Annotated in this window: 28 protein-coding genes; 14 read left to right on the plus strand and 14 right to left on the minus strand. The window is 37.5% G+C overall.

Annotation, left to right across the window (positions count from 1 at the left end):
- The first annotated feature begins 16 nt into the window (after positions 1 to 16).
- Complete coding sequence (rlmN, locus tag ABJH98_RS03030; RefSeq protein WP_348306147.1) at positions 17 to 1,063, plus strand: 23S rRNA (adenine(2503)-C(2))-methyltransferase RlmN; 1,047 nt, start codon at positions 17 to 19, stop codon at positions 1,061 to 1,063.
- Here the strand turns inward: rlmN and ABJH98_RS03035 are convergent.
- Together ABJH98_RS03035 and ABJH98_RS03040 are read right to left on the minus strand one after the other, a co-directional pair.
- Positions 1,060 to 1,659 (minus strand): YigZ family protein, encoded by a 600-nt coding sequence (locus ABJH98_RS03035; protein ID WP_348306148.1) that lies wholly within the window; start codon positions 1,657 to 1,659, stop codon positions 1,060 to 1,062. The two genes, rlmN and ABJH98_RS03035, sit on opposite strands and share 4 nt — an antisense overlap.
- Positions 1,660 to 1,662: 3 nt before the next feature.
- Complete coding sequence (locus ABJH98_RS03040; protein WP_348306149.1) at positions 1,663 to 2,730, minus strand: tetratricopeptide repeat protein; 1,068 nt, start codon at positions 2,728 to 2,730, stop codon at positions 1,663 to 1,665.
- Positions 2,731 to 2,889: 159 nt separating this feature from the next.
- On the opposite strand from ABJH98_RS03040, the gene ABJH98_RS03045 reads away from it, so the two are divergent.
- The 3 genes from ABJH98_RS03045 (at position 2,890) to ABJH98_RS03055 (ending at position 4,640) form a co-directional block, all read left to right on the plus strand.
- A complete protein-coding gene (locus ABJH98_RS03045; RefSeq protein ID WP_348306150.1) occupies positions 2,890 to 3,297 on the plus strand; it encodes an FdtA/QdtA family cupin domain-containing protein in 408 nt (135 codons plus the stop codon).
- Positions 3,290 to 4,216 carry a GNAT family N-acetyltransferase gene (locus ABJH98_RS03050; protein WP_348306151.1) on the plus strand — a complete coding sequence of 309 codons (927 nt, stop codon included), beginning with the start codon at positions 3,290 to 3,292 and terminating at the stop codon, positions 4,214 to 4,216. The genes ABJH98_RS03045 and ABJH98_RS03050 overlap by 8 nt, the downstream gene beginning before the upstream one ends.
- 127 nt (positions 4,217 to 4,343) lie before the next feature.
- The gene (locus tag ABJH98_RS03055) at positions 4,344 to 4,640 is read left to right on the plus strand and encodes a hypothetical protein (protein WP_348306152.1); all 297 of its coding nucleotides are present in this window, start codon (positions 4,344 to 4,346) and stop codon (positions 4,638 to 4,640) included.
- On the opposite strand, the gene ABJH98_RS03060 is transcribed toward ABJH98_RS03055, so the two are convergent.
- Positions 4,637 to 5,413, minus strand: a complete 777-nt coding sequence (locus tag ABJH98_RS03060) for a porin family protein (RefSeq protein ID WP_348306153.1) — start codon at positions 5,411 to 5,413, stop codon at positions 4,637 to 4,639. The genes ABJH98_RS03055 and ABJH98_RS03060 overlap by 4 nt on opposite strands.
- Complete coding sequence (gene ubiE / locus ABJH98_RS03065) at positions 5,362 to 6,084, minus strand: bifunctional demethylmenaquinone methyltransferase/2-methoxy-6-polyprenyl-1,4-benzoquinol methylase UbiE (RefSeq protein WP_348306154.1); 723 nt, start codon at positions 6,082 to 6,084, stop codon at positions 5,362 to 5,364. Before ubiE ends, ABJH98_RS03060 begins: the two co-directional genes overlap by 52 nt.
- A 192-nt stretch (positions 6,085 to 6,276) precedes the next feature.
- On the opposite strand from ubiE, the gene yihA reads away from it, so the two are divergent.
- From yihA to ABJH98_RS03080, 3 genes are read left to right on the plus strand one after another with little or no spacing between them, the layout of a single operon-like run.
- Positions 6,277 to 6,873, plus strand: coding sequence for a ribosome biogenesis GTP-binding protein YihA/YsxC (gene yihA / locus ABJH98_RS03070; RefSeq protein ID WP_348306155.1), 597 nt, complete (start codon positions 6,277 to 6,279; stop codon positions 6,871 to 6,873).
- Between the two features lie 37 nt (positions 6,874 to 6,910).
- Positions 6,911 to 7,342, plus strand: a complete 432-nt coding sequence (locus ABJH98_RS03075) for a DUF5606 domain-containing protein (protein ID WP_348306156.1) — start codon at positions 6,911 to 6,913, stop codon at positions 7,340 to 7,342.
- 7 nt (positions 7,343 to 7,349) lie between these two features.
- Positions 7,350 to 7,661 carry a hypothetical protein gene (locus tag ABJH98_RS03080; protein WP_348306157.1) on the plus strand — a complete coding sequence of 104 codons (312 nt, stop codon included), beginning with the start codon at positions 7,350 to 7,352 and terminating at the stop codon, positions 7,659 to 7,661.
- Here the strand turns inward: ABJH98_RS03080 and fbp are convergent.
- Complete coding sequence (fbp, locus tag ABJH98_RS03085; protein WP_348306158.1) at positions 7,658 to 8,671, minus strand: class 1 fructose-bisphosphatase; 1,014 nt, start codon at positions 8,669 to 8,671, stop codon at positions 7,658 to 7,660. The genes ABJH98_RS03080 and fbp overlap by 4 nt on opposite strands.
- A 143-nt stretch (positions 8,672 to 8,814) precedes the next feature.
- Here fbp and ABJH98_RS03090 point away from each other — a divergent pair, with 143 nt between their 5' ends.
- Positions 8,815 to 10,101 carry an aspartate kinase gene (locus ABJH98_RS03090; RefSeq protein WP_348306159.1) on the plus strand — a complete coding sequence of 429 codons (1,287 nt, stop codon included), beginning with the start codon at positions 8,815 to 8,817 and terminating at the stop codon, positions 10,099 to 10,101.
- Here the strand turns inward: ABJH98_RS03090 and ABJH98_RS03095 are convergent.
- Entirely contained in the window at positions 10,084 to 10,941 is an 858-nt protein-coding gene (locus ABJH98_RS03095; RefSeq protein WP_348306160.1) for a fructosamine kinase family protein, read from the minus strand. The two genes, ABJH98_RS03090 and ABJH98_RS03095, sit on opposite strands and share 18 nt — an antisense overlap.
- Complete coding sequence (locus ABJH98_RS03100) at positions 10,938 to 11,393, minus strand: low molecular weight protein-tyrosine-phosphatase (RefSeq protein ID WP_348306161.1); 456 nt, start codon at positions 11,391 to 11,393, stop codon at positions 10,938 to 10,940. The genes ABJH98_RS03095 and ABJH98_RS03100 overlap by 4 nt, the downstream gene beginning before the upstream one ends.
- 152 nt (positions 11,394 to 11,545) lie before the next feature.
- On the opposite strand from ABJH98_RS03100, the gene ABJH98_RS03105 reads away from it, so the two are divergent.
- The gene (locus ABJH98_RS03105) at positions 11,546 to 11,716 is read left to right on the plus strand and encodes a hypothetical protein (RefSeq protein WP_348306162.1); all 171 of its coding nucleotides are present in this window, start codon (positions 11,546 to 11,548) and stop codon (positions 11,714 to 11,716) included.
- 190 nt (positions 11,717 to 11,906) lie between these two features.
- Here the strand turns inward: ABJH98_RS03105 and ABJH98_RS03110 are convergent, their stop codons facing one another.
- Positions 11,907 to 13,007: a DUF6588 family protein gene (locus tag ABJH98_RS03110; RefSeq protein ID WP_348306163.1), complete on the minus strand. Its 1,101-nt coding sequence runs from the start codon at positions 13,005 to 13,007 to the stop codon at positions 11,907 to 11,909.
- A 210-nt stretch (positions 13,008 to 13,217) separates the two neighbouring features.
- Between ABJH98_RS03110 and ABJH98_RS03115 the strand changes: the two genes are divergently transcribed.
- Both ABJH98_RS03115 and rsgA read left to right on the plus strand, forming a co-directional pair.
- Positions 13,218 to 13,847: a peroxiredoxin gene (locus tag ABJH98_RS03115; protein ID WP_348306164.1), complete on the plus strand. Its 630-nt coding sequence runs from the start codon at positions 13,218 to 13,220 to the stop codon at positions 13,845 to 13,847.
- Positions 13,848 to 14,029: 182 nt separating this feature from the next.
- Positions 14,030 to 14,953: a ribosome small subunit-dependent GTPase A gene (gene rsgA, locus ABJH98_RS03120; RefSeq protein WP_348306165.1), complete on the plus strand. Its 924-nt coding sequence runs from the start codon at positions 14,030 to 14,032 to the stop codon at positions 14,951 to 14,953.
- A gap of 6 nt (positions 14,954 to 14,959) precedes the next feature.
- Here rsgA and ABJH98_RS03125 read toward each other — a convergent pair whose 3' ends face one another.
- Entirely contained in the window at positions 14,960 to 15,898 is a 939-nt protein-coding gene (locus ABJH98_RS03125) for a glycosyltransferase (RefSeq protein WP_348306166.1), read from the minus strand.
- An 81-nt stretch (positions 15,899 to 15,979) separates the two neighbouring features.
- Here ABJH98_RS03125 and ABJH98_RS03130 point away from each other — a divergent pair, with 81 nt between their 5' ends.
- Together ABJH98_RS03130 and secDF are read left to right on the plus strand one after the other, a co-directional pair.
- The gene (locus ABJH98_RS03130; RefSeq protein WP_348306167.1) at positions 15,980 to 16,354 is read left to right on the plus strand and encodes a hypothetical protein; all 375 of its coding nucleotides are present in this window, start codon (positions 15,980 to 15,982) and stop codon (positions 16,352 to 16,354) included.
- A 101-nt stretch (positions 16,355 to 16,455) separates the two neighbouring features.
- Positions 16,456 to 19,440 carry a protein translocase subunit SecDF gene (secDF, locus tag ABJH98_RS03135; RefSeq protein ID WP_348306168.1) on the plus strand — a complete coding sequence of 995 codons (2,985 nt, stop codon included), beginning with the start codon at positions 16,456 to 16,458 and terminating at the stop codon, positions 19,438 to 19,440.
- A 62-nt stretch (positions 19,441 to 19,502) separates the two neighbouring features.
- Here secDF and ABJH98_RS03140 read toward each other — a convergent pair whose 3' ends face one another.
- The 3 genes from ABJH98_RS03140 to ABJH98_RS03150 are packed head-to-tail and all read right to left on the minus strand — an operon-like array spanning position 19,503 to position 20,999.
- Positions 19,503 to 19,847 (minus strand): type II toxin-antitoxin system PemK/MazF family toxin, encoded by a 345-nt coding sequence (locus tag ABJH98_RS03140; RefSeq protein WP_348306169.1) that lies wholly within the window; start codon positions 19,845 to 19,847, stop codon positions 19,503 to 19,505.
- A gap of 3 nt (positions 19,848 to 19,850) precedes the next feature.
- Positions 19,851 to 20,093 carry a hypothetical protein gene (locus ABJH98_RS03145; protein ID WP_348306170.1) on the minus strand — a complete coding sequence of 81 codons (243 nt, stop codon included), beginning with the start codon at positions 20,091 to 20,093 and terminating at the stop codon, positions 19,851 to 19,853.
- 42 nt (positions 20,094 to 20,135) lie between these two features.
- The gene (locus ABJH98_RS03150) at positions 20,136 to 20,999 is read right to left on the minus strand and encodes an alpha/beta hydrolase (RefSeq protein ID WP_348306171.1); all 864 of its coding nucleotides are present in this window, start codon (positions 20,997 to 20,999) and stop codon (positions 20,136 to 20,138) included.
- 39 nt (positions 21,000 to 21,038) lie between these two features.
- Here ABJH98_RS03150 and ABJH98_RS03155 point away from each other — a divergent pair, with 39 nt between their 5' ends.
- Positions 21,039 to 21,818, plus strand: coding sequence for a DUF2520 domain-containing protein (locus ABJH98_RS03155; protein WP_348306172.1), 780 nt, complete (start codon positions 21,039 to 21,041; stop codon positions 21,816 to 21,818).
- On the opposite strand, the gene ABJH98_RS03160 is transcribed toward ABJH98_RS03155, so the two are convergent.
- Together ABJH98_RS03160 and ABJH98_RS03165 are read right to left on the minus strand one after the other, a co-directional pair.
- Positions 21,802 to 22,635, minus strand: a complete 834-nt coding sequence (locus ABJH98_RS03160) for a hypothetical protein (RefSeq protein ID WP_348306173.1) — start codon at positions 22,633 to 22,635, stop codon at positions 21,802 to 21,804. The genes ABJH98_RS03155 and ABJH98_RS03160 overlap by 17 nt on opposite strands.
- Before the next feature lie 7 nt (positions 22,636 to 22,642).
- A complete protein-coding gene (locus ABJH98_RS03165; protein ID WP_348306174.1) occupies positions 22,643 to 23,125 on the minus strand; it encodes a lipocalin family protein in 483 nt (160 codons plus the stop codon).
- Positions 23,126 to 23,160: the final 35 nt, after the last annotated feature.

Raw genomic sequence — 23,160 nt, forward strand, 5'->3', positions numbered from 1 at the left:
GCGGTATCTTTGCATCATGAGTGAAGCAGCTACGCTAATAGATTTAAGAAAATCATCGAAAGAAGATATTTCTCAATTCCTTTCTGGAATAGGAGAAAAGCCGTTTCGTGCGAAACAAATTCACGAATGGATCTGGAAAAAATCTGCTACGTCGATTGACGATATGACTAATTTATCTCTATCCACCAGAGACCAGCTGAAGGCTCATTTTACCATCCGACCAGCTGTAGTAGACAAAGAACAAAAAAGCAATGATGGCACAATTAAATCAGCTCTAAAACTGTACGACAATCATTTGATTGAGAGTGTACTTATCCCACAAGATGAGCGAATGACAGCCTGTGTATCTTCACAAGTGGGCTGTTCGCTGAGCTGTAAGTTTTGTGCAACGGGCTACATGGATCGCGAACGCAATCTTGATGCCTCAGAAATCTATGACCAAGTCGTAGTTGTAGCCAAACAGGCTGAGCAAAATTTTGATAAACCGTTGTCCAATATTGTTTATATGGGCATGGGGGAACCCTTGCTTAACTATAAAAATGTTCTGGAGTCCATAGATCGAATTACATCTCCAGATGGATTGAACATGTCTCCAAAACGGATTACTGTTTCTACAGCGGGAATTGCCAAGATGATTAAAAAATTGGCAGATGATCAAGTGAAGTTTAATCTTGCGTTGTCACTTCATGCCGCCAACGACGAGAAGCGCAACAAAATCATGCCTATCAATGAGTCGAATACCTTAGAAGCGCTAAGGGAAGCACTCAATTATTTTTACAAAAAAACAGGCAATAAAATCACTTTTGAGTACATCCTCTTTTATGATTTTAATGATTCGTTGCAAGATGCCAAAGAGCTTTATGAATTTTGGAAACGAGTACCCGCAAGAATTAACATCATTGAATACAATCCAATAGCTGAGGCTAATTATAAAAATGCCGACGCAGATACATTGGATAATTTCACAAAATACTTAACCAATAAAGGAGTAAATGTGCACGTCAGAAGAAGCAGAGGTAAAGATATCGATGCAGCTTGTGGCCAGCTGGCCAACAAAAATTAAAGCTTTCGCGCAATCACTTGAATAAGAGATAACTTATCCTTCAGAGCTTCAAATTTTTCAGGTTCTATGCGACCGAACAAAGTGCATATTTCCATAAACTCCTGATTTTTAATTTCCACACCAAAATCATTGATGATGCGCATGGCTTCACTGGTTTTATCATAAGTGTACTCCACTTTAAAATCCTGCTTAATTTCCACCACCTCAATTTTCGCATTGCGTAAGGCTTCTTCTGCTGCTACTTTATAAGCATGAATCAAGCCGCTGACGCCGAGTTTTGTACCTCCGAAATAACGAATCACAACTACAAGGGTATTGGTGAGCTCAAAAGATCTGATTTGTCCTAAAATAGGGTCTCCAGCAGAATGGTTCGGTTCTCCGTCATCATTAGCACGTATGAGTTGATGCTGGCCATCTTCAATTATGTGAGCATAACAATGATGGCGTGCATCGTAATATTCTTTTCTTAAGATTTCGAGTTTATCTTTTACTTCCTCCAGTGAGTTCACTTGATAGGCAAAGGCCAAAAACTTGCTTCCTTTTTCCTTGTAAAAACCTTCAGTGGGCAATTTTATGATACGATAAGATTCGGCCATTCACTAATCTATTTTCTCCAGTCGGAATTCACTTTCTTCGGTCATCCAATTCGTTTCGTCTAGGTCTATGGTTTTCTCATAGTATTCGGCTGCTAATTTCAAATCACTATTGGTCTCAGCTATTCGTCCAAGCCCCAAATAAGCAATACTTCGGTAATATTCGCCACGGTCTGGCGATTCGGCTCCAGTAGCCAATCCCATTTCATAATATGATTTGGCCTCAGCCATAGAATAATTGACTTTCTCTAAATAGACACCATGAAATATTTCTCCACACATTTTGAAATATGGTTTTTGATGCTTTTCAAGGGCTTGAATCAATGGCAGCGCGATCGTATAATCTTTTTGCCGAATGAGGCATTCAAGATATTTGGCTTTGAAATAATCATTGGCTGGATACATTTTATGGAGCCTTTCTAAATAATATCTCGCTTTGTCCGCTCGATTCTCATAGCGAAGCCAAATATAGGAGAGGTATAAGCCAGCCTCAATTTTCACAATTTTACTGTGATGAACAGCGCTGTCTAACTGAATGAGCCCCTTTTCAATATCACCAGATTTAAAAATCCACACAACAGACTTGTAAATAGGATGTCGCTCTGGGTATTTTTCTCTAAAGTAATTGTACAATCCAGCTAAAAAGAGCAACTCAGGGCTTTTAGCCGTATGCTCCATAGTTTTTTTAATAAGATTATAAGTTTGTTTGGCTTGAGACATAGCCTTGAAACTACTTCCCTCCTGTGCATAATATTCAGCCAATAAGCCATGAGCAGACATCTCAAAAAACATAGCTTCCAGGTTATTGGTGTCTTTATTACTGATTTTTTTGGAAGCAGCTATGGTCTCCAACAAATATTTCTCATGTTGAGCATAAACTGGACTTGAGGTACGAAGTGGCTGATCTCTCCAAGCCCAGTTCATAGCACGCATCATGGGTACTATAGGGTGACCTGGTAATTTTTTCTCCAAAGAGTCTATTACTTTTTCTGCTAATTTGAAATCTTGATTATATATATAATCACCTCCACGATCCACCATATCTAACAACTCAGGATTATTAAATAGGGGCAATTTTTGCGCAAATCCGCTAGTTGCTACTAAAAAACAGAAAAAGATGATCAGTAGAATATTTTTATAAAGTGGTTGAATAATCTTGAGATTTTGTGGTAATGAGCAATTTCCGTTTTTTTTACGCGTAATAATCGGCAAATTTGAAACTAAATTTATGATATGACAATTCCTCGGTTATATAATCTTCCAACCATTGATATAAATTCGATCATGACTATCGCTGAAAGAGGAGATCTCCCTTTTACTGTCAAGCGTATTTATTGGATCACATCTAATCAAAAGGACGAAATTCGAGGAGAGCATGCACACAAGTCATGCCAACAATTGCTTGTTTGCTTACATGGTGAACTTAATATTGGGCTTGAAGATATTGATGGAAACAAATCAACCTTCCAGCTCAGAAACCCTAATGAGATGATCTTGATCCCATCTCAATATTGGTGCAAAATAGAATATAAAAAGGATGCCATTGTGCTAGTAATGGCCTCTCAGGAATATGATGCTAATGATTACATTAGAAATTATGATGTGTTCAAATCTCAAGAGTTAAAATTAAACCTTGGATAGTTTCGACTTCCTTACTGAAATTCCAGCTTTATCAGAGTCTGGAAATATTCCAGTTTATTATACCAAAAAATACCTGAGTCAACATGAATCAGATTTAAGTAGTTTTTGCGCAATAGATCGAACTACGAAGCAGCTCAATTGTGCTATCCATTTTCAAATATCTGGCAAGAAAGCCACAAGCTTAATTTCAGCTCCATTTGGAGGGATTTATTTTTATCAAACCACTAATAATACTCCAATTGACAAGTTCTTGAATTATGTAATTGATCAACTCAAGAAAATGGGAATTTCACAAATAATGATCAAATCAGCACCTCCTTTTTATGGGTTAAACAATTTCGATGAGGCGTCCATTTTTTATGACAAACACTTTTCAATACACTCTACAGACATCAATCACCACATTGATATCAATCAGAGTGCCCTAATCGACCACATTTCGCCAATGCAAAAAAGACGATTGAAAAAATGTATGACGTCCCATTTTCTTTTCAAAAAAGAAAAGGAATCTGATCTTGACCGAATATTTAAATTTATAAGTACTTGCCGAAAAGACAGAAATCACACTTTGTCGATGTCCTTTGATCAAATACAATCCGCCTTCGACTTACTTCCTGATCAATATTTGATTTTCAGTTGTTACCATAATGGTATACTTGCTGGAGCCACGATTTGCGTTATTGTGAATGAAAAAGTGATGTATAATTTTCTTCCAGCAAGCGCTAAATCATTTGACTCCTACAGTCCCATGGTTTTTTTGATTTCCAATATTTATCAATATTGCCAAGAACAACAATTTGAAGTATTGGATCTAGGCACTTCTATGTTGAACAATGAGGCCAACAAGAAACTTATTGCTTTCAAAGAAAGGATGGGTGGTGTGCAAACCGAACGGTTTTGCTATCAAATGAACCTTTAAACCATTACAAACCATCTAAGTAAATCACCTAATTTTGGTCAAAAACCAATAGAAAATTTGTTTGGAGTATCCATTGTAACAATATTCTCTATAAATTCGTTGCTTTCATTAACATAATCCAAAATTGTTGAAGGAAGTCATTTCCATATTCTTTTGTTTCTTACTCAGTCTGCCTCTCGCAGCCCATACTGAGAAAACCGCCAATAATAATACTGGTGGATCAGGATATGAATCTGAAAAAACTGAAGAGGCTAAGGAACTTGAAAGTAACAATGAGGCGGAATCAGTAGAAAAATCTGAAAATTTAGATGCCGAGCCAGACTCCAGCTATTATTCAGTAAACAAATTCAATTTCTTGTTCTATTTCGTGTATAAAATGAAATACATGGATAATGAAGCAGAAGTCGAAACTCCCACTAATTAATATTTCCTAGATTTTCTTCTGAAAGTTGATGGTCCGCCTTCAAATGTCACGTATATCGTGAAGCTATGGATGTTTAAGCTTTCAATCCCTGCGCTAAAATCATTTTCTTCTTCATCCAGCACATTCAATAAACCGAACGAGTATCTAACTTCTGGTGAAAACTTAAATAGTGGCTGAAACAAATCGAGCCCTACTCCTACATCAATTGAAAGATTATATTTTTCAACTAAAAGACGTTCTGAAGAATCTAAGTCCTTCTTATTTCCAGATACTTTAATCGCTGGAGTAATACCCGCCAACAAATAAATAGCTCTATTATCCCTTCTAACTGATTTGTATTTGAAGAGAATAGGTAATTCAAAGTATGTAGGATCTCGTAATTCTGGCCAGGTAGTCCCATCACTATACCTATAGTCAAGACCTAATTGGTAAAAACTAAAAGTAGGTGCTACCCTAACATCCAAATATTGAAAAAAGTGAAAATTAACTATGAACCCGATTTTAAACCCAAACTTATGAGTTGGAAGAATAGAATGCACAGAATCCATATCAGGTGTAATGAATTCATCAGAATATTTTAACCTGAACCTTGAAGAATGGCCTCCAATCAGGAATCCATAATGCACCTTTTGCTCATCAAAATTCGGAAGGTTTAATGTACCTGGAAGTTGTGCTTTAGACTCAGCTGAAACCAGACAAAATCCAATGACAAAACCTAAAACTATTTTGAGGCTGTGTAAATGGAGCTTATACCAAATGTAAGTGGTTTGCATTGTGTGTCTTTGTATCCTGTTTTTTCTAGAATATCTAGAAATTTTTGACCATATGGGAATTCTGCCACTGATTCTGGTAAATAGGTGTAAGCCGAATTGTCACTTGACACCAATTTCCCGATTAATGGCAATATAGCTTTAAAATAAAAACCGTAAAGCTGTTTCATTGGAAACTTGGTTGGTTTTGAAAATTCAAGTACTACTAATTTCCCTCCATCTTTAAGAACTCGTCTCATGTCAGCAAGACCTTTCTCTAAATTTTCAAAATTCCTTACGCCAAAGGCAACGATCACTGCATCAAACTTATTGTCTTCGAATAAGAGCTGCTCTGAATCCCCCATTCTCAATTCTATTTGATCCTCTACGCCTAACTCGATCATTTTTTTTCGGCCTACTTCCAACATTCCTTCCGAAATATCGACTCCGATGATTTTGTCTGGGTTAAGCCTTAAAGCTTCGATGGCCAAATCACCTGTACCCGTAGCTATGTCCAAAATCAATTTTGGATGATGTGATTTCAACTGACGAATAGCCTTCTTCCTCCAGAGAATATCAATACCTATGCTCAAGAAGTGATTGAGAAAATCATAACGTTTGCTGATTTTATTGAACATGTCAGCTACTTGTTGCTTCTTAGATTGCTCCTGATTTTTGTAAGGTAGTACCGCCAATTGCTTCGTATTTTTATTTTGTTGCAATATTACATGGATTCCCCGAAATAATTAGCAATCCGAGTGACCAACACAGATTGGATTGAAATTTTCATGGCTTTCGTGCTGTGTTTACCTTCAAGGAGTTAAATAAATAATGGATACATAGAGTAACACCTAGGATTTGAGCATTTTTGCAGAAATTTAATCCCAATGAAAATTACAAGTTCCGAGTTCGTCATCAGCAATACAGACTACAAGCAATGCCCTGCACCAGATATGCCGGAATATGCCTTCATTGGGAGGTCCAACGTAGGCAAGTCGTCACTGATTAATATGTTGACCGATAAGACTAAACTGGCCAAAACTTCAGGCAAACCAGGTAAAACCCAATTGATCAATCACTTCCTGATCAATAAAGCTTGGTATTTGGTCGATTTGCCGGGTTATGGCTGGGCCCAGGTGAGCAAGGAAATGAAAGAAAAATGGGACATCATGACCAAAAATTATTTAGGTCAGAGAGAAAATTTATACAATGTCTTTGTTTTAATTGATTCGAGAATCCCACCTCAAAAAATAGATATTGAGTTTTTGAATTGGCTGGGAGAATATCAAATTCCATTCTCCATTATTTTCACGAAAGCAGACAAGCCCAACAATTCTAAAATCCAATCAAACATTGCCAATTTCAAAACAGAATTAAAGAAATTCTGGGATGAATTACCTCCTACATTTGTGACCTCATCTGCAAAAAAAGTAGGACAAAAGGAAATATTAGAATACATCGGTCAAATCAATGAGAGTGTATAAGAAAATATTAATTTTGCGACCGATTTAATAACTAACTATGGATTTCAACGAAATAGCAACGGTATCAGGCAAAGGCGGACTATTTAGCGTAGTCGCTCCTACCCGTGGAGGAATGATCCTCGAATCAATGGACGAACAGAAAAAGAAATTGGTGGTCAATGTCAATTCTAAAGTTTCTGTTCTTGGTGAGATATCGATTTATACCAACGACAAAGAAGGATCTTGTCCGCTGGAGCAAGTGATGAAAAAAATTCACAAAGAATTCAACGGTGACACAGGTCTTGCTGGAAATTCGGACAACGAAGAACTCAAAGCTTTTTTAAAGCACATTCTGCCTGACTATGATGAAGATCGCGTTTATGCTTCTGATATCAAGAAATTGGTAAAATGGTACCACCTGTTGAGCAGTGGATATCCAGAATTATTTGAGGAGAAAGAAGAAAGCAAAGAAGAAACTGATAAGAAATAAGTTTCGGATGAGTGATTCACTCACATCTTGCGCGGCCCTGATCACCAAACACTTCCAGCTCCCAGAGGAGGAGCTGGCACCTTATCAATCTTCCGAACAGGATCTTGAAAATGCATTGGCTTCCATCATCAATAACTTGCTCAATCAAGACATGACTCGTTTGCTGAATGCTTTCTATAAGATAGATTTAGATGAATCAATGTTCAAAAAAATCATCTCATCAGAAGCGCCAGATCAAATTGGAATGGCTCTAGCTCGTGAAGTAATCAAGCGTGAAATGCAAAAGGTTATAACAAGAGAAAAGTATAGAAATTTTTAACTTTTCTGCACTATAGCTTCTTCTCCCCTTAATTCATGTGCTTTATTGACCATATTTGGGGAACCTATAAATAATGGGACTCTTTGGTGTAATTCCGTTGGTTCTATCTCCATCACCCGACGTTGACCATCTGTGGCCATACCTCCTGCTTGTTCGGCAATAAAAGCCAGACAGTTGCATTCATACATCAAACGAAGTTTGCCGTTTGGCGCCTTCTCTGTACTTGGGTATATATATATTCCGCCTTTCAACAAATTTCTATGAAAGTCGGCAACTAGAGATCCAATATACCTTGCGCTATAATTTTCTGACTTGCAATATTGAAGGTACTCTTTTACTGAAGGTTCAAAACTCTGATACGACCCTTCATTGATAGAATATATTTTTCCGTCTTTGGGGCATTTCATATTTTGGTGAGAGAGTAAGAATTCTCCAAGCGTAGGCTCAAACGTAAACCCATTCACCCCATGGCCAGTAGTATAAACCAACATGGTAGACGATCCATATAAAATATAACCTGCAGCGACTTGATTGTCTCCTTTCTGCAAAACATCCTCCATTTGAACTGGAGTTCCAATCGGAGATACTCTTCTGTAAATGGAAAAGATGGTGCCAATAGAGACATTCACATCAATATTCGAAGAGCCATCCAATGGGTCCATAGCTACTACATAGCGACTATTCTCATTCAAACGGATCAAATCATCTTCTTCTTCAGAAATAATTGCACAAACTTCGCCTCCATTCTTCAACGCACGAGTAAACCTAATATCAGCAATCACATCCAACTTTTGCTGTTCTTCGCCTTGTACATTGGTAGTACCAAATGCACCCGCAATATCCAGCAACCCTGATTTGTTTACTTCTCTGTTTATAATTTTCCCTGCAAGTGCAATGTCTCTCAGCAGTTGAGACAGTTCGCCAGTGGCAAAAGGAAATTCGCCTTGTTTGTCATTGATGAATCTATCTAAAGTAGTTCCAATAGTAGATCCGAGTGATTGCTTATCCATTAAAAGTGTTTTGGGTAGTTGCAAAAATAGAAATAATCCGCTTAATGTTAAGTCACTGTTAAGAGATTATCCCTTCAATAGTTTGTCTTTTATTTTTTTATTCTACCTCCATAGGTAATTTTGCCACCTTAATTTTATCCGTAATGAAAGTATTCAAATTTGGTGGTGCATCTGTAAAGGATGCCCCGTCCGTAAAAAATGTAGCCGAAGTAATTAAGCAATTCTGCAAGGATGAATTAGTAGTGATCGTATCCGCAATGGGTAAGACCACAAACGCACTTGAAGAATTAGTTAGCGTATATTTTGAAAAAGGTAACTGGCAAGCAGAATTGCAAGAAATCAAAAACTTTCATTTAGAAATATCAAATGGGCTATTTGAAAAAGACCATCAAGTATTTGAAAGACTAGAATCAATTTTCGAGGGGATTGCAAAATACTTGAGTTTTGCTGCAGGCAAGCCATATATGGAAGTCTACAGTGAAATGGTAAGCCAAGGAGAGTTACTTTCTACCAGAATTATTCGAAATTATCTGAATCAAAACATCCACAAAACCATCTGGGTAGATGCACGCAATTACGTGAAAACGGATTATAACTACATAGATGCAAGAGTAGATTGGGATATAACAAAGCAAAATATCAAAAGTCGAATTCCTGAATTTGCAAAAGATGCCATTGTAATTACTCAAGGTTTTATTGGATCTAATGGTGAAGGCAAAACGACAACACTAGGTAGAGAAGGTTCGGATTTTAGTGCCGCTATATTTGCTACTGGGTTAAACGCTGAATCTGTTACGGTTTGGAAAGATGTCCCCGGAGTGATGACTGCCGACCCAAGTAAAATGCCCGATGCCATCATTATTCCAGCCTTGAGTTATACTGATGCCTCAGAAATGACCTACTACGGCGCTTCGATCATACATCCAAGAACCATTAAACCTCTGGCACAAAACGGCATCAAACTATATGTTCGACCATTTAATGCCCCTCAAGAGCTAGGAACGGTCATTGGAGCTGAAAAGGCAGGCAAACATCCAGCCTCTTTCATTTTAAAAACTAGGCAGGTTTTTATTGATTTTAAGGTCACTGATTTTACTTTCATAGACGAACGAAAATTGAGCCTAATTTTTAATGCACTAGATCAATTAAATATCAAGATCAATTTGATGCAAAACTCTGCGGTGAGTTTTTCGATTTGTATTGATAAAAAGTTTGATAAAGTCGAAAAACTAGTGGAGCGCCTAAGTGACACCTTCAATATCGAAATGCGTGACAATCTTGAGATGCTGACGGTGAAAGGATATGATCAAGAAGCATTAGACAAAATATATGACCGAAAGGAAGTATTGCTCGAACAAAAATCTAAGGACGTCTATCACTTACTCTATGTGCCTGAACAAAAACACAAAGAATTAAGTGAATCGGCGTAAGGTTTCAACAATTCCATTGAGATATGACGATCCAAACAGATTAACATGAACTAAAAGCGGGTATAAATTAAAAATATCTACTCTTTCTTCATGTCCGTGTTGAAGTGGAAAAGTATTATGGTAGGTCTGATAAAAAACAGCATCAAAACCGCCAAATAATCTAGTAAAAGCCAATTCTGCTTCACGATGCCCATAATATACTGCTGGATCAAAAATGACAGGTTGTCCGTGACTACCAATTAAAAAATTGCCCGACCACAAATCTCCATGCAATAATGCTGGTTTTTCGTTTGGAATCAGATTCGGCAGCTCCTTCATTAAAGTATTAAACTTAAGCTGAAGTTGTTCATCCACCACCCCTTGGTCTCTAGCCATTTTTATTTGTGGCATAAGTCGTTCAGAGATAAAAAAATCGACCCAATTAGACTTTTGTTCATTGGACTGTGGTAGTCTTCCAATGAAATTGTGATGGTCTAACCCAAACCTTAAAGCAGAATTTTGATGTAAATCAGCCAACTGACGGCCAAAATCAACCCAAAAGCCAGGTGCTTGAGCAGATTGCTCTATAAATTCCAAACAGAGGTAATCAACCTCATTCACACTTCCTGTACTTATAATCTTAGGAATACTAACCGTAGCTGTATCTTTAAGCAAAGCCAATCCCTTTGCTTCAGTCTCAAACATGACAGAAGCATTGGAATTCCATTTCAGGAAATATTTTTCACCATTATGCACAAAAGAACCCGCCTGATGAATACACCCTCCTCCGACCGATTGTAAGTCGCTACAATCAGTCTTTTCACCAAATAATTGATAAATCACCTCATTCAAGAAGTTCATTGGTCAGATGCTATATGCTTGATCAGTTCATCAATTGAACGAGAAACCATATGAAATACATGCTCAAACCCATCACTTCCTCCGTAGTATGGATCTGGAACGTCCATATCACCATCGGCCTCTGGATCAAACTCTCGTAATAGAAACAAATGATCTATACCACCTTGAGCTAGAGCTTTCATATCATCATAATTATTTCTATCCATAGCTATTATATAGTCAAATCGCTCGAAGTCTTCAGCTACAAATTTTCGAGCCTTATGATGTATAGGTACATGATATTTATTGGCTACGGAAATGCTACGATGATCTGGATTTTCACCTACATGATAAGCAGCAGTTCCGGCAGAGTCCGCTCTCATACTTAAAGGATCAGCTTTATGATTAAAAACTGCCTCACCTAACGGTGATCTACAAATATTGCCCAGACATACGAATAGAACGTTTTTCATTTGTCACCAGTCTATTAATTTGATGTGGAAATTTAATAAATATGGATTCATTTTAACATTTGTCTATTAAATCAGCCAATTCATCGAAATGAAATTTGCCCTGCCTTATAATTATATAATTTTACCTTAGAGAAATCTAAACCATTCAAAGCATGTCGAGAAAAGCAAAGTCGGAACTAACCTTTATACTTAAGTTATCCCTCTTGTTTCTAATTTTATTAGCAAGCAAAGTAAATAGGTCTAGTGATATTCTTTCTGCTACCAAGCAAGCTTTTACTCCTAAGGATAGCATTTCAGTGATTACCGCTTCTATAAGGGATTAATCTCCTTAAAAATCAGATTTTAAAAAATATTTAAAAAAAGTTACTACGGGTGGTTACTTTGTTTATGTATCTAGTATAAAGAAGTACATAACACAAATTTTATTCATACACCTGTTTAACATTTTTATCAAAAATGAAAAGCCCCGAGATCACAATCGGGGCTTTTCGTTTTTATATGGTTTTGTGTTTCTTATCTAAAGCTCATTCCTAAACCAACAGACAACATATTGTATTTCTGGAATGTATAATCAGAATGTAAAGTAAGAAAAGCCAATTTAAGCCTCATTCCAAAGGTAGCTCTAAATGTACTTCCTCCATCATATTTGAAATCTACAGGGTCTTCCACAGTATATGGCTCTCCCGTAACAATATCAGTTAATTCATAATTCTCAATTGTTCCTTCAACCTTAATACCACTAGACACTATGTTGTACCCTAAGCCACCATACAAAGTTAAAATTGAGAGCTTTTTAGAAACTAATGCCTGAATCGAAGTATTATTTGCTATCAACTCCGCAGTTCCCTCAGCGTCAAAACTCACATTGCTTTCATCAAAATCAATAGTTGACTTAAACCTTGAATATCCAACAAATAGAGCCATATCCAAAGGCAAATGCTTGATCCCTGGAATCCATTGTTTGAAATCATGCATCACACCAATTCCAAATATATCCACACCATATTTATTGTTAGTGTTGTCGTCCAATTCCATGTCCTTCGCTCTACCATATCGAATCTTCAAATCAGTGTTTTTAATAATACCAATACCTAACTGTATCGTCGGTGCAGGAACACCAGCTAATGGCAAGCTTGATACGTCAATTCCATCTGGTGCCTGAAAATTATCACCTGTAGCATATTCATAAGTATTGCCATCAGGCGCTGTATATTGCCCATATAATTCTAATCTCTCGCTAGTATTACCTCCAACCAATGTAGGCAAATCAGCTGTTTGAGAGGAAGTCACATCGCCTGCCAAGCGTACGTTGCCATAGTCGTCAGGGTTAAACAAAAATAGCCTCTCATTATTAGGAATGTTCGCTACGTTCACCGTAAAAGTCAAATCAAAACCCAAAGGTTTATGCGTTTTGGCTGTATTGTACCAACCACCTGCCATTCCATTCGCAAACGAAAACATAGCGGGTTCAATGTAACTATCCATATACTGAGTAACATCCTCTTCAGAAGCTCTGAATATATTCACAAAGTCCTGTGCAGTGGATTTTGTTATTGGAGCAAGACAAAAAACAGTCCCCAGTATAATTATTGATTTAGTAAAGTTCAATCTCATGATTATCAGTTTTTATTTCGTAGTTTAAAAATAAGGCTAATTACAGTAATTACACAAAAAATGAACTTTTCTTAGCCGAATCACTAGTATTTGTCTAGCAAAAAAAGAATTCTATCGACCGATAAATAAAATTGATTTAATCGTTCTCAAAGCAAATACTCAATGGCTAATTTTGAAGTCATAAAATTTAATTTAGAAACATTTAGAAATATGTCATTAGTAGGAAAAAAAGCACCATTATTTACTGCACCTGCAGTAGTAAACGGAGACGAAATAGTTGAATCATTCTCTTTAGATCAGTATTTAGGTCAGAAAGAAGTTGTATTCTTTTTCTACCCTAAGGATTTTACATTCGTTTGCCCAACTGAAATCTTGGCTTTCCAAGAAAAATTGGCTGAATTTGAAAAAAGAGGAGTAGCAGTAGTAGGAGCATCAACTGATACCGAAGAAACTCATTTGGCTTGGTTGATGACTGACAAAAATAAAGGTGGAATTGAAGGTGTAAAATATCCATTAGTTGCTGATACAAGCAAAACAATTGCTAACAATTATGGTGTTCTTGCTGGAGATTGGGATTATAACGAAGATGGGCAATTGTCTTTCGTAGGTTTGCCAATCGCCTTCAGAGGCACATTCTTAATCGACAAAGAAGGAACGGTAAGACACGAAACTATTAACGATCTTCCATTAGGTAGAAACATTGATGAAATGATCAGATTGGTAGATGCTCTTCAATATGTAGAAAAGCATGGAGAAGTTTGTCCTGCTAACTGGGAAGAAGGTAAAGATGCTATGCATGCCACCAGAGAAGGTGTAGCTGACTATCTGTCTAAGCACTAAAAGTCTTTACTGAGGAATTTAGAGTACTCTCAAAAGTCATACGTCATTGCGAACAGCATGAAGTAATCTTAAGCTTACGATTCATAATTGAATTTTAAGATCACTTCATTCCATTCGTGATGACGTTTTTTTTTGACTTTTGTGAATCGCTCTGACTAATTTAGCCTCTCCAAAAAACCAACATGCAAGGAATAGTTACAAAATCAATGGGATTGTGGTATTTGGTAGAAGGGTCTGACGGCGCCAGCTACCAATGTCGGCTCAAAGGCAAATTCAAATTGGAGAACAAAAAGATCTCCAATCCCGTCGCTGTTGGCGACAAGGTAGAACTCCTCGAAGATGAAGGCAATGCCGAAGCATGGATCATATCAGAAATTCTTCCACGAGAAAACTACATCATTCGCACTTCCCCGAAAAAAAAAGGGCATGGACATATCATTGCCAGTAATATTGATTTAGCCGTAATAGTAGCCACTGTTGCCAATCCCAAAACATCCTTGGGATTCATTGATCGGTTTTTGGTTACCGCAGAAGCTTTCCGCATTCCTGCTATGATATTGTGCAACAAAATTGACTTGCTTTCTAACGAAGAATTGAAAGCATTAAAAGAAAAAATGAAGGAGTATGAAGTTTTGGGTTACAGAACAGGATTCATTTCTGCTCTAAACCCAAAAGATATAGCGACTTTCAAAAACTCATTATCCAATCAAACCACCCTAATATCTGGACATTCGGGCGTAGGTAAATCCACACTGGTCAATCAACTGATTCCAGAAGCTGAGCAAAAGACCTCCGAAATTTCAGAATTCTCAGAAAAGGGCATCCATACCACCACTTTCGCCGAAAGATTTAAAGTCGCCGAAAACGCTTACATCATAGATACCCCTGGTATCAAAGAACTAGGTTTAGCGGAAATTGAAAAAGAAGAACTGAGTCATTACTTCCCAGAATTGCGAGAGTTACTTGGTCAATGCAAATTCAATAATTGTACACATACCCATGAACCTGGTTGTGCCATCGCCACTGCTTATGAACAAGGCGAAATATCTCAGAGTCGGTACGACAGTTATTTAAGTATGCTGATGGGAGATGATAACAGGAGGTAAAACTTATTATTTTTTTATAAAATAAATAGGGTTTTTCATCCAATTCCAATTAAAACCTAATTGTCCGATGCATTGTATTACTTTGTATTTGATAGGAATATGACTTAATTCTTTTAACAATGAGAAAAAACCATTCAATTCGGCTTTTTTTCCAGCTAAAAAAGCATGTCTTATTTCATATTTGACTCTTCTGCTCAATGCAAGGTCTTCTTCTTTACATTTATTCAAATGCTGTATTTTCCTACATACCTTAAGTGTTGAGAAAAGTTTTTTATCATTTTGATGATAAAAAAAAGTGGATTGAGATCCCGAGACGAGTCTTGTGGCAGTCAATACCTCGGGCTGATAGGCATAGTGCCACTTTCTCGACGACCTGATCCAAAAGTCAAAGTCTTCGTAGGCCAAAGATTCATCATATCCACTCAATTCAGTCAATACATCACTGCGCACCATCATGGTGGGTGTAGGAACAAAATAGGTATCTATAAGCCTCTCATAAACATCGCCTTCAAAAGGAACCAAATTCAGCCCTTCAAAATGCGTGTATAGTAGATGGCCATTTTCATCCATATAGTGTGTATCGGAATAGATCACTCCAACATTGGCTCTTTGCTTTTCAAAAAAGATCACCTGTTCAGCGATTCGGTTGTTCAATAGCATATCATCTGCTGCCAAGTCAATTATATATTTGCCCTTAGCTAATGACAGACCTTGATTAAAAGCCTCAGTATTTCCTAAATTTTTAGGCAAATCCAAAAAAGGAACCTCAGGATAGTTTTTCAACCAGTTCTTGATCACTTTTTTGCTTCCATCCGTACTGGCATCATCCACTATGATTAATTCTACTGAATCATAATTCTGGTTTAAAACCGAATCCAAGGATTCTATTACGAACTTGGACTGATTATAACAAAGACAAATGACCGATACCAATGGTTTTTTCACAAGATCAAAACTAAATATTTGTTGGGTTCTTCCATCTAATTAATATTTATATACTTTTGCGGCAGACGAACCTGTGGCTGGATGAATATCATCAATAACATATCGAAGTACAAAACCCTCATTCTTGTAATAGGAATGGTGGCGGCTGTTGGCATTATTAGCCAGCCGATACTGAAGACGTATGCTAATTGTGAATTCATTTGCCAACTAGATAAAGATGTAGCAGAGGAAGAGGGTAAAACTGAAAATGAAAATCCTAATGCAGCGCAGATTTCTACATTGGAGGCAGTAGCACCTACTGCTCAGATTCACTTTTCTCCGTTAGATTTTATTCTGAACGATCAACCTGAGGTTGAAACTTCTGAAACTCAAAGGTTGGATCAATTGGCAGTCCGACTACCAGAAAAGCTTCTCAAGGTGCTTTTCAATATTATCATTGCCCCTAACGCACCCTAAGTATCTTCTTATGCCTCTTGGCAAACCATAATCGGTCACTCACGGCCGCACACTCAATAAAAATATTTAGTTCGTAATTACTTTTTTAAACATTTATACAAATGAAAAATAAAGGCGGAGTAGTACTACTCACGATTGTAGTCTCCTTACTTTGTGTTTATTACCTGTCGTTCACATTCGTGGCGCAGCGAGTAAACCAGCAAGCAATTGATGCAGCAACTGTAGATAACACTACAGATTACCAAAAGAAACAACAATACCTCGATTCTGTATGGAATGAGCCTGTTTACAATCTTTTTGGTGTGGATTTCACATATAAAGAAATCAAAGAAACAGAATTGAACCTTGGGCTTGACCTTCAGGGTGGTATGCACGTGACCTTAGAGGTTTCTCCGGTAGAAATCGTCAAAGGAATCAGCGGCAACAGCACTGACCCCAATTTCTTGAAAGCCTTGGATATGGCCAAGCAGAATGTAAAAGGCACTCAGCTAGATTTCGTTACTGAATTTTACAACTCATACAAAGAAATCGCTCCTGATCAGTCTCTAGCTAGTGTATTCGCTACTGCAGCGAATAGGGGCCGAATCAGTTTGAGTACAACAGACGACGAAGTTTTAGATCTGATCAATACTGAAGTTGATGGTGCAATAGAAAGATCATTCAACATCTTAAGAACTAGAATTGATAGATTCGGTACCTCACAGCCAAACATCCAACGACTACAAGGCACAGGTAGAATTCAGATTGAATTGCCTGGTGTTGACAACCCTGAAAGAGTTAGAAAACTTTTGCAAGGTGTAGCTAAGCTGGAATTCTGGGAAGTACACGAAATGCAAGAAATTTTCCCAACGCTTCAAGCTATGAATGACGTGATGGTGAAAGAAATGAAAGCTGAATTACCAGAGATTTCTAGTGAAGAAGCTGCCGAAACTACAGCATCTGATGATTTGGGTGATTTATTGTCTGATGACTCTGAAACTGATTCTTTAGACACTGATGATCTAGAAGCACAATTGGCTAGCGACAGTACAGCTGTTGATTCTACATTCAATTCACAAGTTTCTCCATTGTTTAGCCTATTGAAAGCGCAGTATGGATTGGTGTACGACTTGAAAGACACAGCACAAGTCAACAGAATGTTGAAGAACCCTAAAGTTCAACAGGTGGTTCCTTCTACCATCAAATTCATGTGGTTGGTGAAGCCAATCAAAAATCAAGATGAACTGAGTCAAGACGAATTCTTGGAATTGTACGCTATCAAAACAAACAGAGGTGGCAAAGCACCTTTGAGTGGTGAGGTAATTGTAGATGCTCGTCAGGATTTGGATCAGAGAACTGCTCCTGCGATCAGCATGAACATGAATGCAACTGGTGCCAAAAAATGGAAGAAGTTGACTGGCGACAATGTAAACAGACGCATCGCCATCGTACTTGACAACTATGTATACTCTGCTCCAAACGTACAAGGCGAAATTCCAAACGGAAGCTCTCAAATCACGGGTAACTTCACTTTGGAAGAAGCTAAAGATTTGGCTAACATTTTGAAAGCTGGATCACTACCGGCCCCAACTACTATTGTTGAAGACGTAGTGATCGGACCAACACTTGGTAAAGTGGCTCAGGATCAAGGGATGCTGTCCATCTTCGCTGGTTTGGCTATCGTAATTGTATTTATGATTGCTTATTACTCAGGTGGTGGCATGATCGCGAACTTGGCTTTGTTCTTCAATGTATTCTTCATTTTAGGAATCTTGGCTCAGCTTAGCGCTGCATTGACCCTGCCTGGTATCGCTGGTATCGTATTGACTATTGGTATGTCGATTGATGCAAACGTACTGATTTTCGAAAGAATCAAAGAAGAATTGAAAAATGGAGCTGGCCTAAAACAAGCTATCTCTTCTGGTTATAGAAAAGCATATTCATCTATTGTAGATGCGAACGTGACTACATTTTTAGTAGGAATCATTCTTTATACATTGGGTCAAGGTCCTGTGAAAGGATTCGCTATTACTTTGATGGTAGGTATAGCTTGTTCATTCTTCTCTGCTGTATTTATTACAAGAGTATTTGTAGAATGGTTTAGCAAAAAAGGAGATCAGAGCAAAATTTCATTCATGACAGGCCTTTCTAAGAATGCTTTGGCAGGAATGAACTTCGACTTCATCTCTAAAAGAAAATTTGCTTACTTATTCTCTACCGTATTTATCACCATTGGGATCGTGGCTATGTTGATCAAAGGATTGACTTATGGTGTTGATTTTACAGGTGGTAGATCTTATGTAGTGTCTTTCGACAATCCAGTAGAATCATCTGCATTGAAAGTGGCTCTAGGTTCGTCGTTCGACAACCAAGGTGTGGAAGTGAAAACTTATGGTGCGAATAATGTATTGAAAGTAACTACTAGTTATTTGATCAATGACGAGTCAGACGAGGCGGATGCCAATGTAAAAGCTGCACTTGTGAGTGGTGTATCAGAATTCACTGGATTGAGTTACGTACAAGACGATTCTAAAGCAGGCGAAGGAAACTTCACCATTGCTAGTTCTTCTAAAGTTGGAGCTACGATTGCTGATGATATCAAAAACGCGTCTTCTCAATCAGTCATCTTCGCATTGGTAGTCATCTTCCTATATATCTTAGTAAGGTTTAGAAAATGGCAGTTTGGATTGGGTGCAATTATTGCGCTATTCCACGATACTTTGTTCGTGCTTTCTGCCTTTGCTATTGCCAACATGTTGGGCTTCTCTTTCGAGGTTGATCAGGTATTTATCGCGGCGATGTTGACCATTATCGGTTACTCGATCAATGATACCGTGGTTGTATTTGATAGAGTTAGAGAAAATATGGACATCAAAGCAGGTGGCAATATGAAGGCCATTTTTAATGAGTCATTGAATAGCACGATCAATAGAACAATGATTACTTCTGTTACGACTTTGATCGTAGTGATTGTATTGTTCTTGTTTGGTGGAGCAGTATTGAAAGGTTTCTCATTCGCGCTGATCATCGGTATTTTGATCGGTACTTACTCTTCGTTGTTCATTGCTACACCTGTAGTAATTGACTTTAACAAAGAGAAGGAATAAGATTCTAAAAACATTTTATTCAAACCTTGAAGGTCTTAAAGACCTTCAAGGTTTTTTTTGTCCTACCAATTCAAATCCAGCACTACATTTAAATTGTGCTTTACTTGTTTGACAGATTTCTTAGAAATTTCTCCCTTCCACTCGATCAACCTTTTGTTATCAATAGCTCTGATTTGATCTATTATTATAGCCGAAGGTTTGCTCAAACCTCCTTCACCCTGACTTAAATTCACCCTTAAAGTTTTCAGTTCAGGTTTCACATTAGTGGTAATCGGACAAATGATGGTGGCAGGATGACCGACGTCGTTGAGCAAATTGGACTGAACAATCAAAACTGGACGAACTTTTCCCACTTCTGCCCCGCTTTGTGGGTTTAGATTAGCCAACCAGACTTCGAATCTTTTCATAAACTAATCCAGAAAATCGAGATCATCCTCAAGTGCTTCAAACTCTTCTAATACTTCCATAGAAGAGCCATAAGCCTCCGCAGATTCAGCGGCCAAACTATTACGCATAAGCTTTCGTTTGTATAGCTTATTGTAGAAAGCCACTGCTTCGTTAATGTACTTATTACGTTTCTTGTTTATTTCTACAAGGATCTCCTCAGTATCTTCGAAAATACCCTCTTCCAATTTGAGTGATAAATTTTTCATGGAATTACTTATCTTTCCCAACAAATACACTTAAAGTATATACTATTTCAAAAACTCGAAAAAAGAGTCAAGTGTTGCATTAGGTGCTTCCACTTGAGGATAATGCCCAATGCCATCCAATAGCCAAATATTTTCTGAACTAATGATTTCTCTAAATCGAGCCACCATTACCTTACCTGAAATAGGGTCTTCAGGCCCATTGATTAAACCAAGTTTGTTGGGATAATGTTGAAGTGCACCGACCCACCGTTCGCGATTGACTACACGCTCTCTCATGTATTTAATAATCTTGTGAGCGATTTTATGGCCATTGTTTCGAGAAACAAGTTTCCAATAAATGGCTAATTCCTCTTTATTCAACTTAGTGTTGGTTCCAAAAACCTTTGAGAATGAATTTTCGAATTTCCGTTGATTGAGCATTCTACTTAGAATAAATCCTATTGGACTCATCAACAACTTTTGGATCAAAATAGGATGATGCGCTTCTGGAAAGATGCCTCCATTCAGCAAACAAACAGTTTTTACATCAAACTTGGGGTCGTAATTCGTTCTGGCTAAAATTTCCTGAGCCACTGTATCCCCATAGTCATGCGCCAGTATATGAAAAGAAGTAACCCCCTTATTACTGAGCAAATCTAGAATCATGTTCGCTTGTTTCATGATTGAATAGGGAAAATTGTAAGGCTTATCCGAATACCCAAAGCCAATCATATCTGGAGCAATCAGTGAAAACCGTTCGGTCAATGGCTTCCAAATTTTGCACCAATCATAAGATGCCGTAGGAAATCCATGAATCAATAAAAGCGTTTCGTCTTCAGCCTGATGCTCTTTGTACCTAATAGAGTGGCCTTTCCATTCAAATTTTTTGGCGGGATCATACCACTGATCGAGTGAACAATTTTCCATAGATTCGCTTAGTCGTTTATTAAAGATAAGTAAATCAGAATGGGTCATATTTTAGATCAAAAAGTAAGTATCATTGGTTCTGGAAGAGTAGCAACGAGCTTAGTGCATGCATTCAAGGCCAAGGGTATTCTTGTAAATGAAATCTATAGTCGCTCAATAGATCATGCTAATAAATTGAGTGCGGCAATTTCTAGTTCAACTGCTACTAACTCACTTGATTTCTCTAAAAGTCAATCAGACATCTTTATTATTGCCATAAGCGATGATGCCATTGGTGAAGTTTCAAAAAAAATTTCTTTTCCAGAAATATCATTAGTCGCGCATACATCTGGTACGGTTTCCTTAAATACTCTAAAGCATTCACGATCTGGTATATTTTACCCGCTGCAAACATTCACAATTGGTAAAAAAGTCGATTTTCAACAAGTACCCATTCTGATTGATGGAAAAAGTAATGCAGACACTCAGAAATTAAAAGAACTTGGTGCAATCATTAGCTCCCAAGTGAGTATTACAACTGAAGCCGAACGCCAAAAACTTCATATAGCCGCTGTATTTGCAAGTAATTTTGTTAATCGAATGTTGGCTGCTTCGGAAGAAATTTTAAATGATACGTCCTTGAATTTGAATATTTTAAAACCCTTGGTTTTTGAGTCGATTCAAAATGCTTTTGAATCCAACCCAGATCAAGCATTGACTGGCCCAGCTAAAAGAGGGGATCAATCAACCATACAAAACCATTTGAATGCATTAGAGGAAAAACCAGAGCTCAAATCCATCTATATGGAACTCACAAAAATGATTATCTCAAAAACCTAATCCCAAAATTGTAAACGCTGCCAGCACCGTCACGCTTGGACAAAACAAAATTGGCATAAGACAATTCCAATTCCAGATTACTCTGAATCAAATACTTGGTACCCAATCCCAGTTGCGTAAACCATCTCATCCTGCCAAATTCAATATCTTCAACCCCAGGGAGCTTGCCATAAGCCGGAGCATATTGCACATTGGTGTAAAGTGTAAGCTTGGATGTTGGAAAATAACTCACGATCAGGCTCAAAGGTGTTCTAAAGAAATCGTTTTGATAATCCTCCACTGCAAATCTATAAATCAGGTCTGCTTCTAAGAACAAATTCAATTTAGAATTTATGGAGTGATCATAAAAAAATTGCGTCCACCAAGTGTATCTATTATGATTGATAAAGGGTTTTTCTAAATCATCTCTATTAAGCGGAAATAGGAATGTACTTTGGACACTGAAATTGCCTAGGTTTTTAATAGGTACAAATTTTAACGTTGGACCTATTGATGTGAACATTAAATCGCTAGACTCAGAACCATACCAAGCGGTTGTAAGATTAGTTTCTAAGCCAATGTTAAACCTAGCTTCTTTGGACAGGCCATAAAGGTATCTGATTTGATTATTCAAAAAAGACTGACGTTCGCCCAGTTCGATATTAGTCCCATCCTCATCTCGAACTTTTGTTTGAGTATATAGATTATTAAAAACCTTCAATTCCATCTGCCCTTTATTTAGAAGAATTGATGGCGTGTATTGCTGCAGGCTGTTTTGAGCAAATAAGCAATTTCCTACCCACAATAGGCACAGACTTGATAGAACAATTTTCTTCATGCATCTATTAATCATGGGTGAATTTTCCCAGCACCTTCCAGCTATAATAGTGAGAGCTCACTACTATTTCATCTTCGTTCAAGCTTTCGATGAAAAATACACCTTCCTGATCAGTTCCTTTATCAAATGTAAGTGTTCTAGCCTCAGTATCCACTTCCCAATTTCCTGATTTGAGTTTTTGATTATCTTCAGCTCCACAGAGCATATCCCCTCCGTTATAGTCATAAGTCTGGTCTGCATTTAGTTGAATCTCATCATCCAATCTACAGTTTTGAAAACCATTGACGCCATCTATTGTAAAACCCAAGGTGCTCCAAGTACGTGAAGACCCACCTAGCAAATAAGCATTTACATCTATCACACTATTCGGAAAATGATCTTCAAATGTGATCGAAGTATCATCAGTATCAGAATTTCCCTCTTCTACCACACTACAGGAAAAGGAAGCTAGAACTACGAATGATAGTAGGACGCATTTGATTGATTTCATATTAGTTGAATTTAGTCCAATAATACGGTTTATTA

Origin of the sequence: Reichenbachiella sp. (assembly GCF_039969095.1) — a bacterium.
GTDB lineage: Bacteria > Bacteroidota > Bacteroidia > Cytophagales > Cyclobacteriaceae > Reichenbachiella.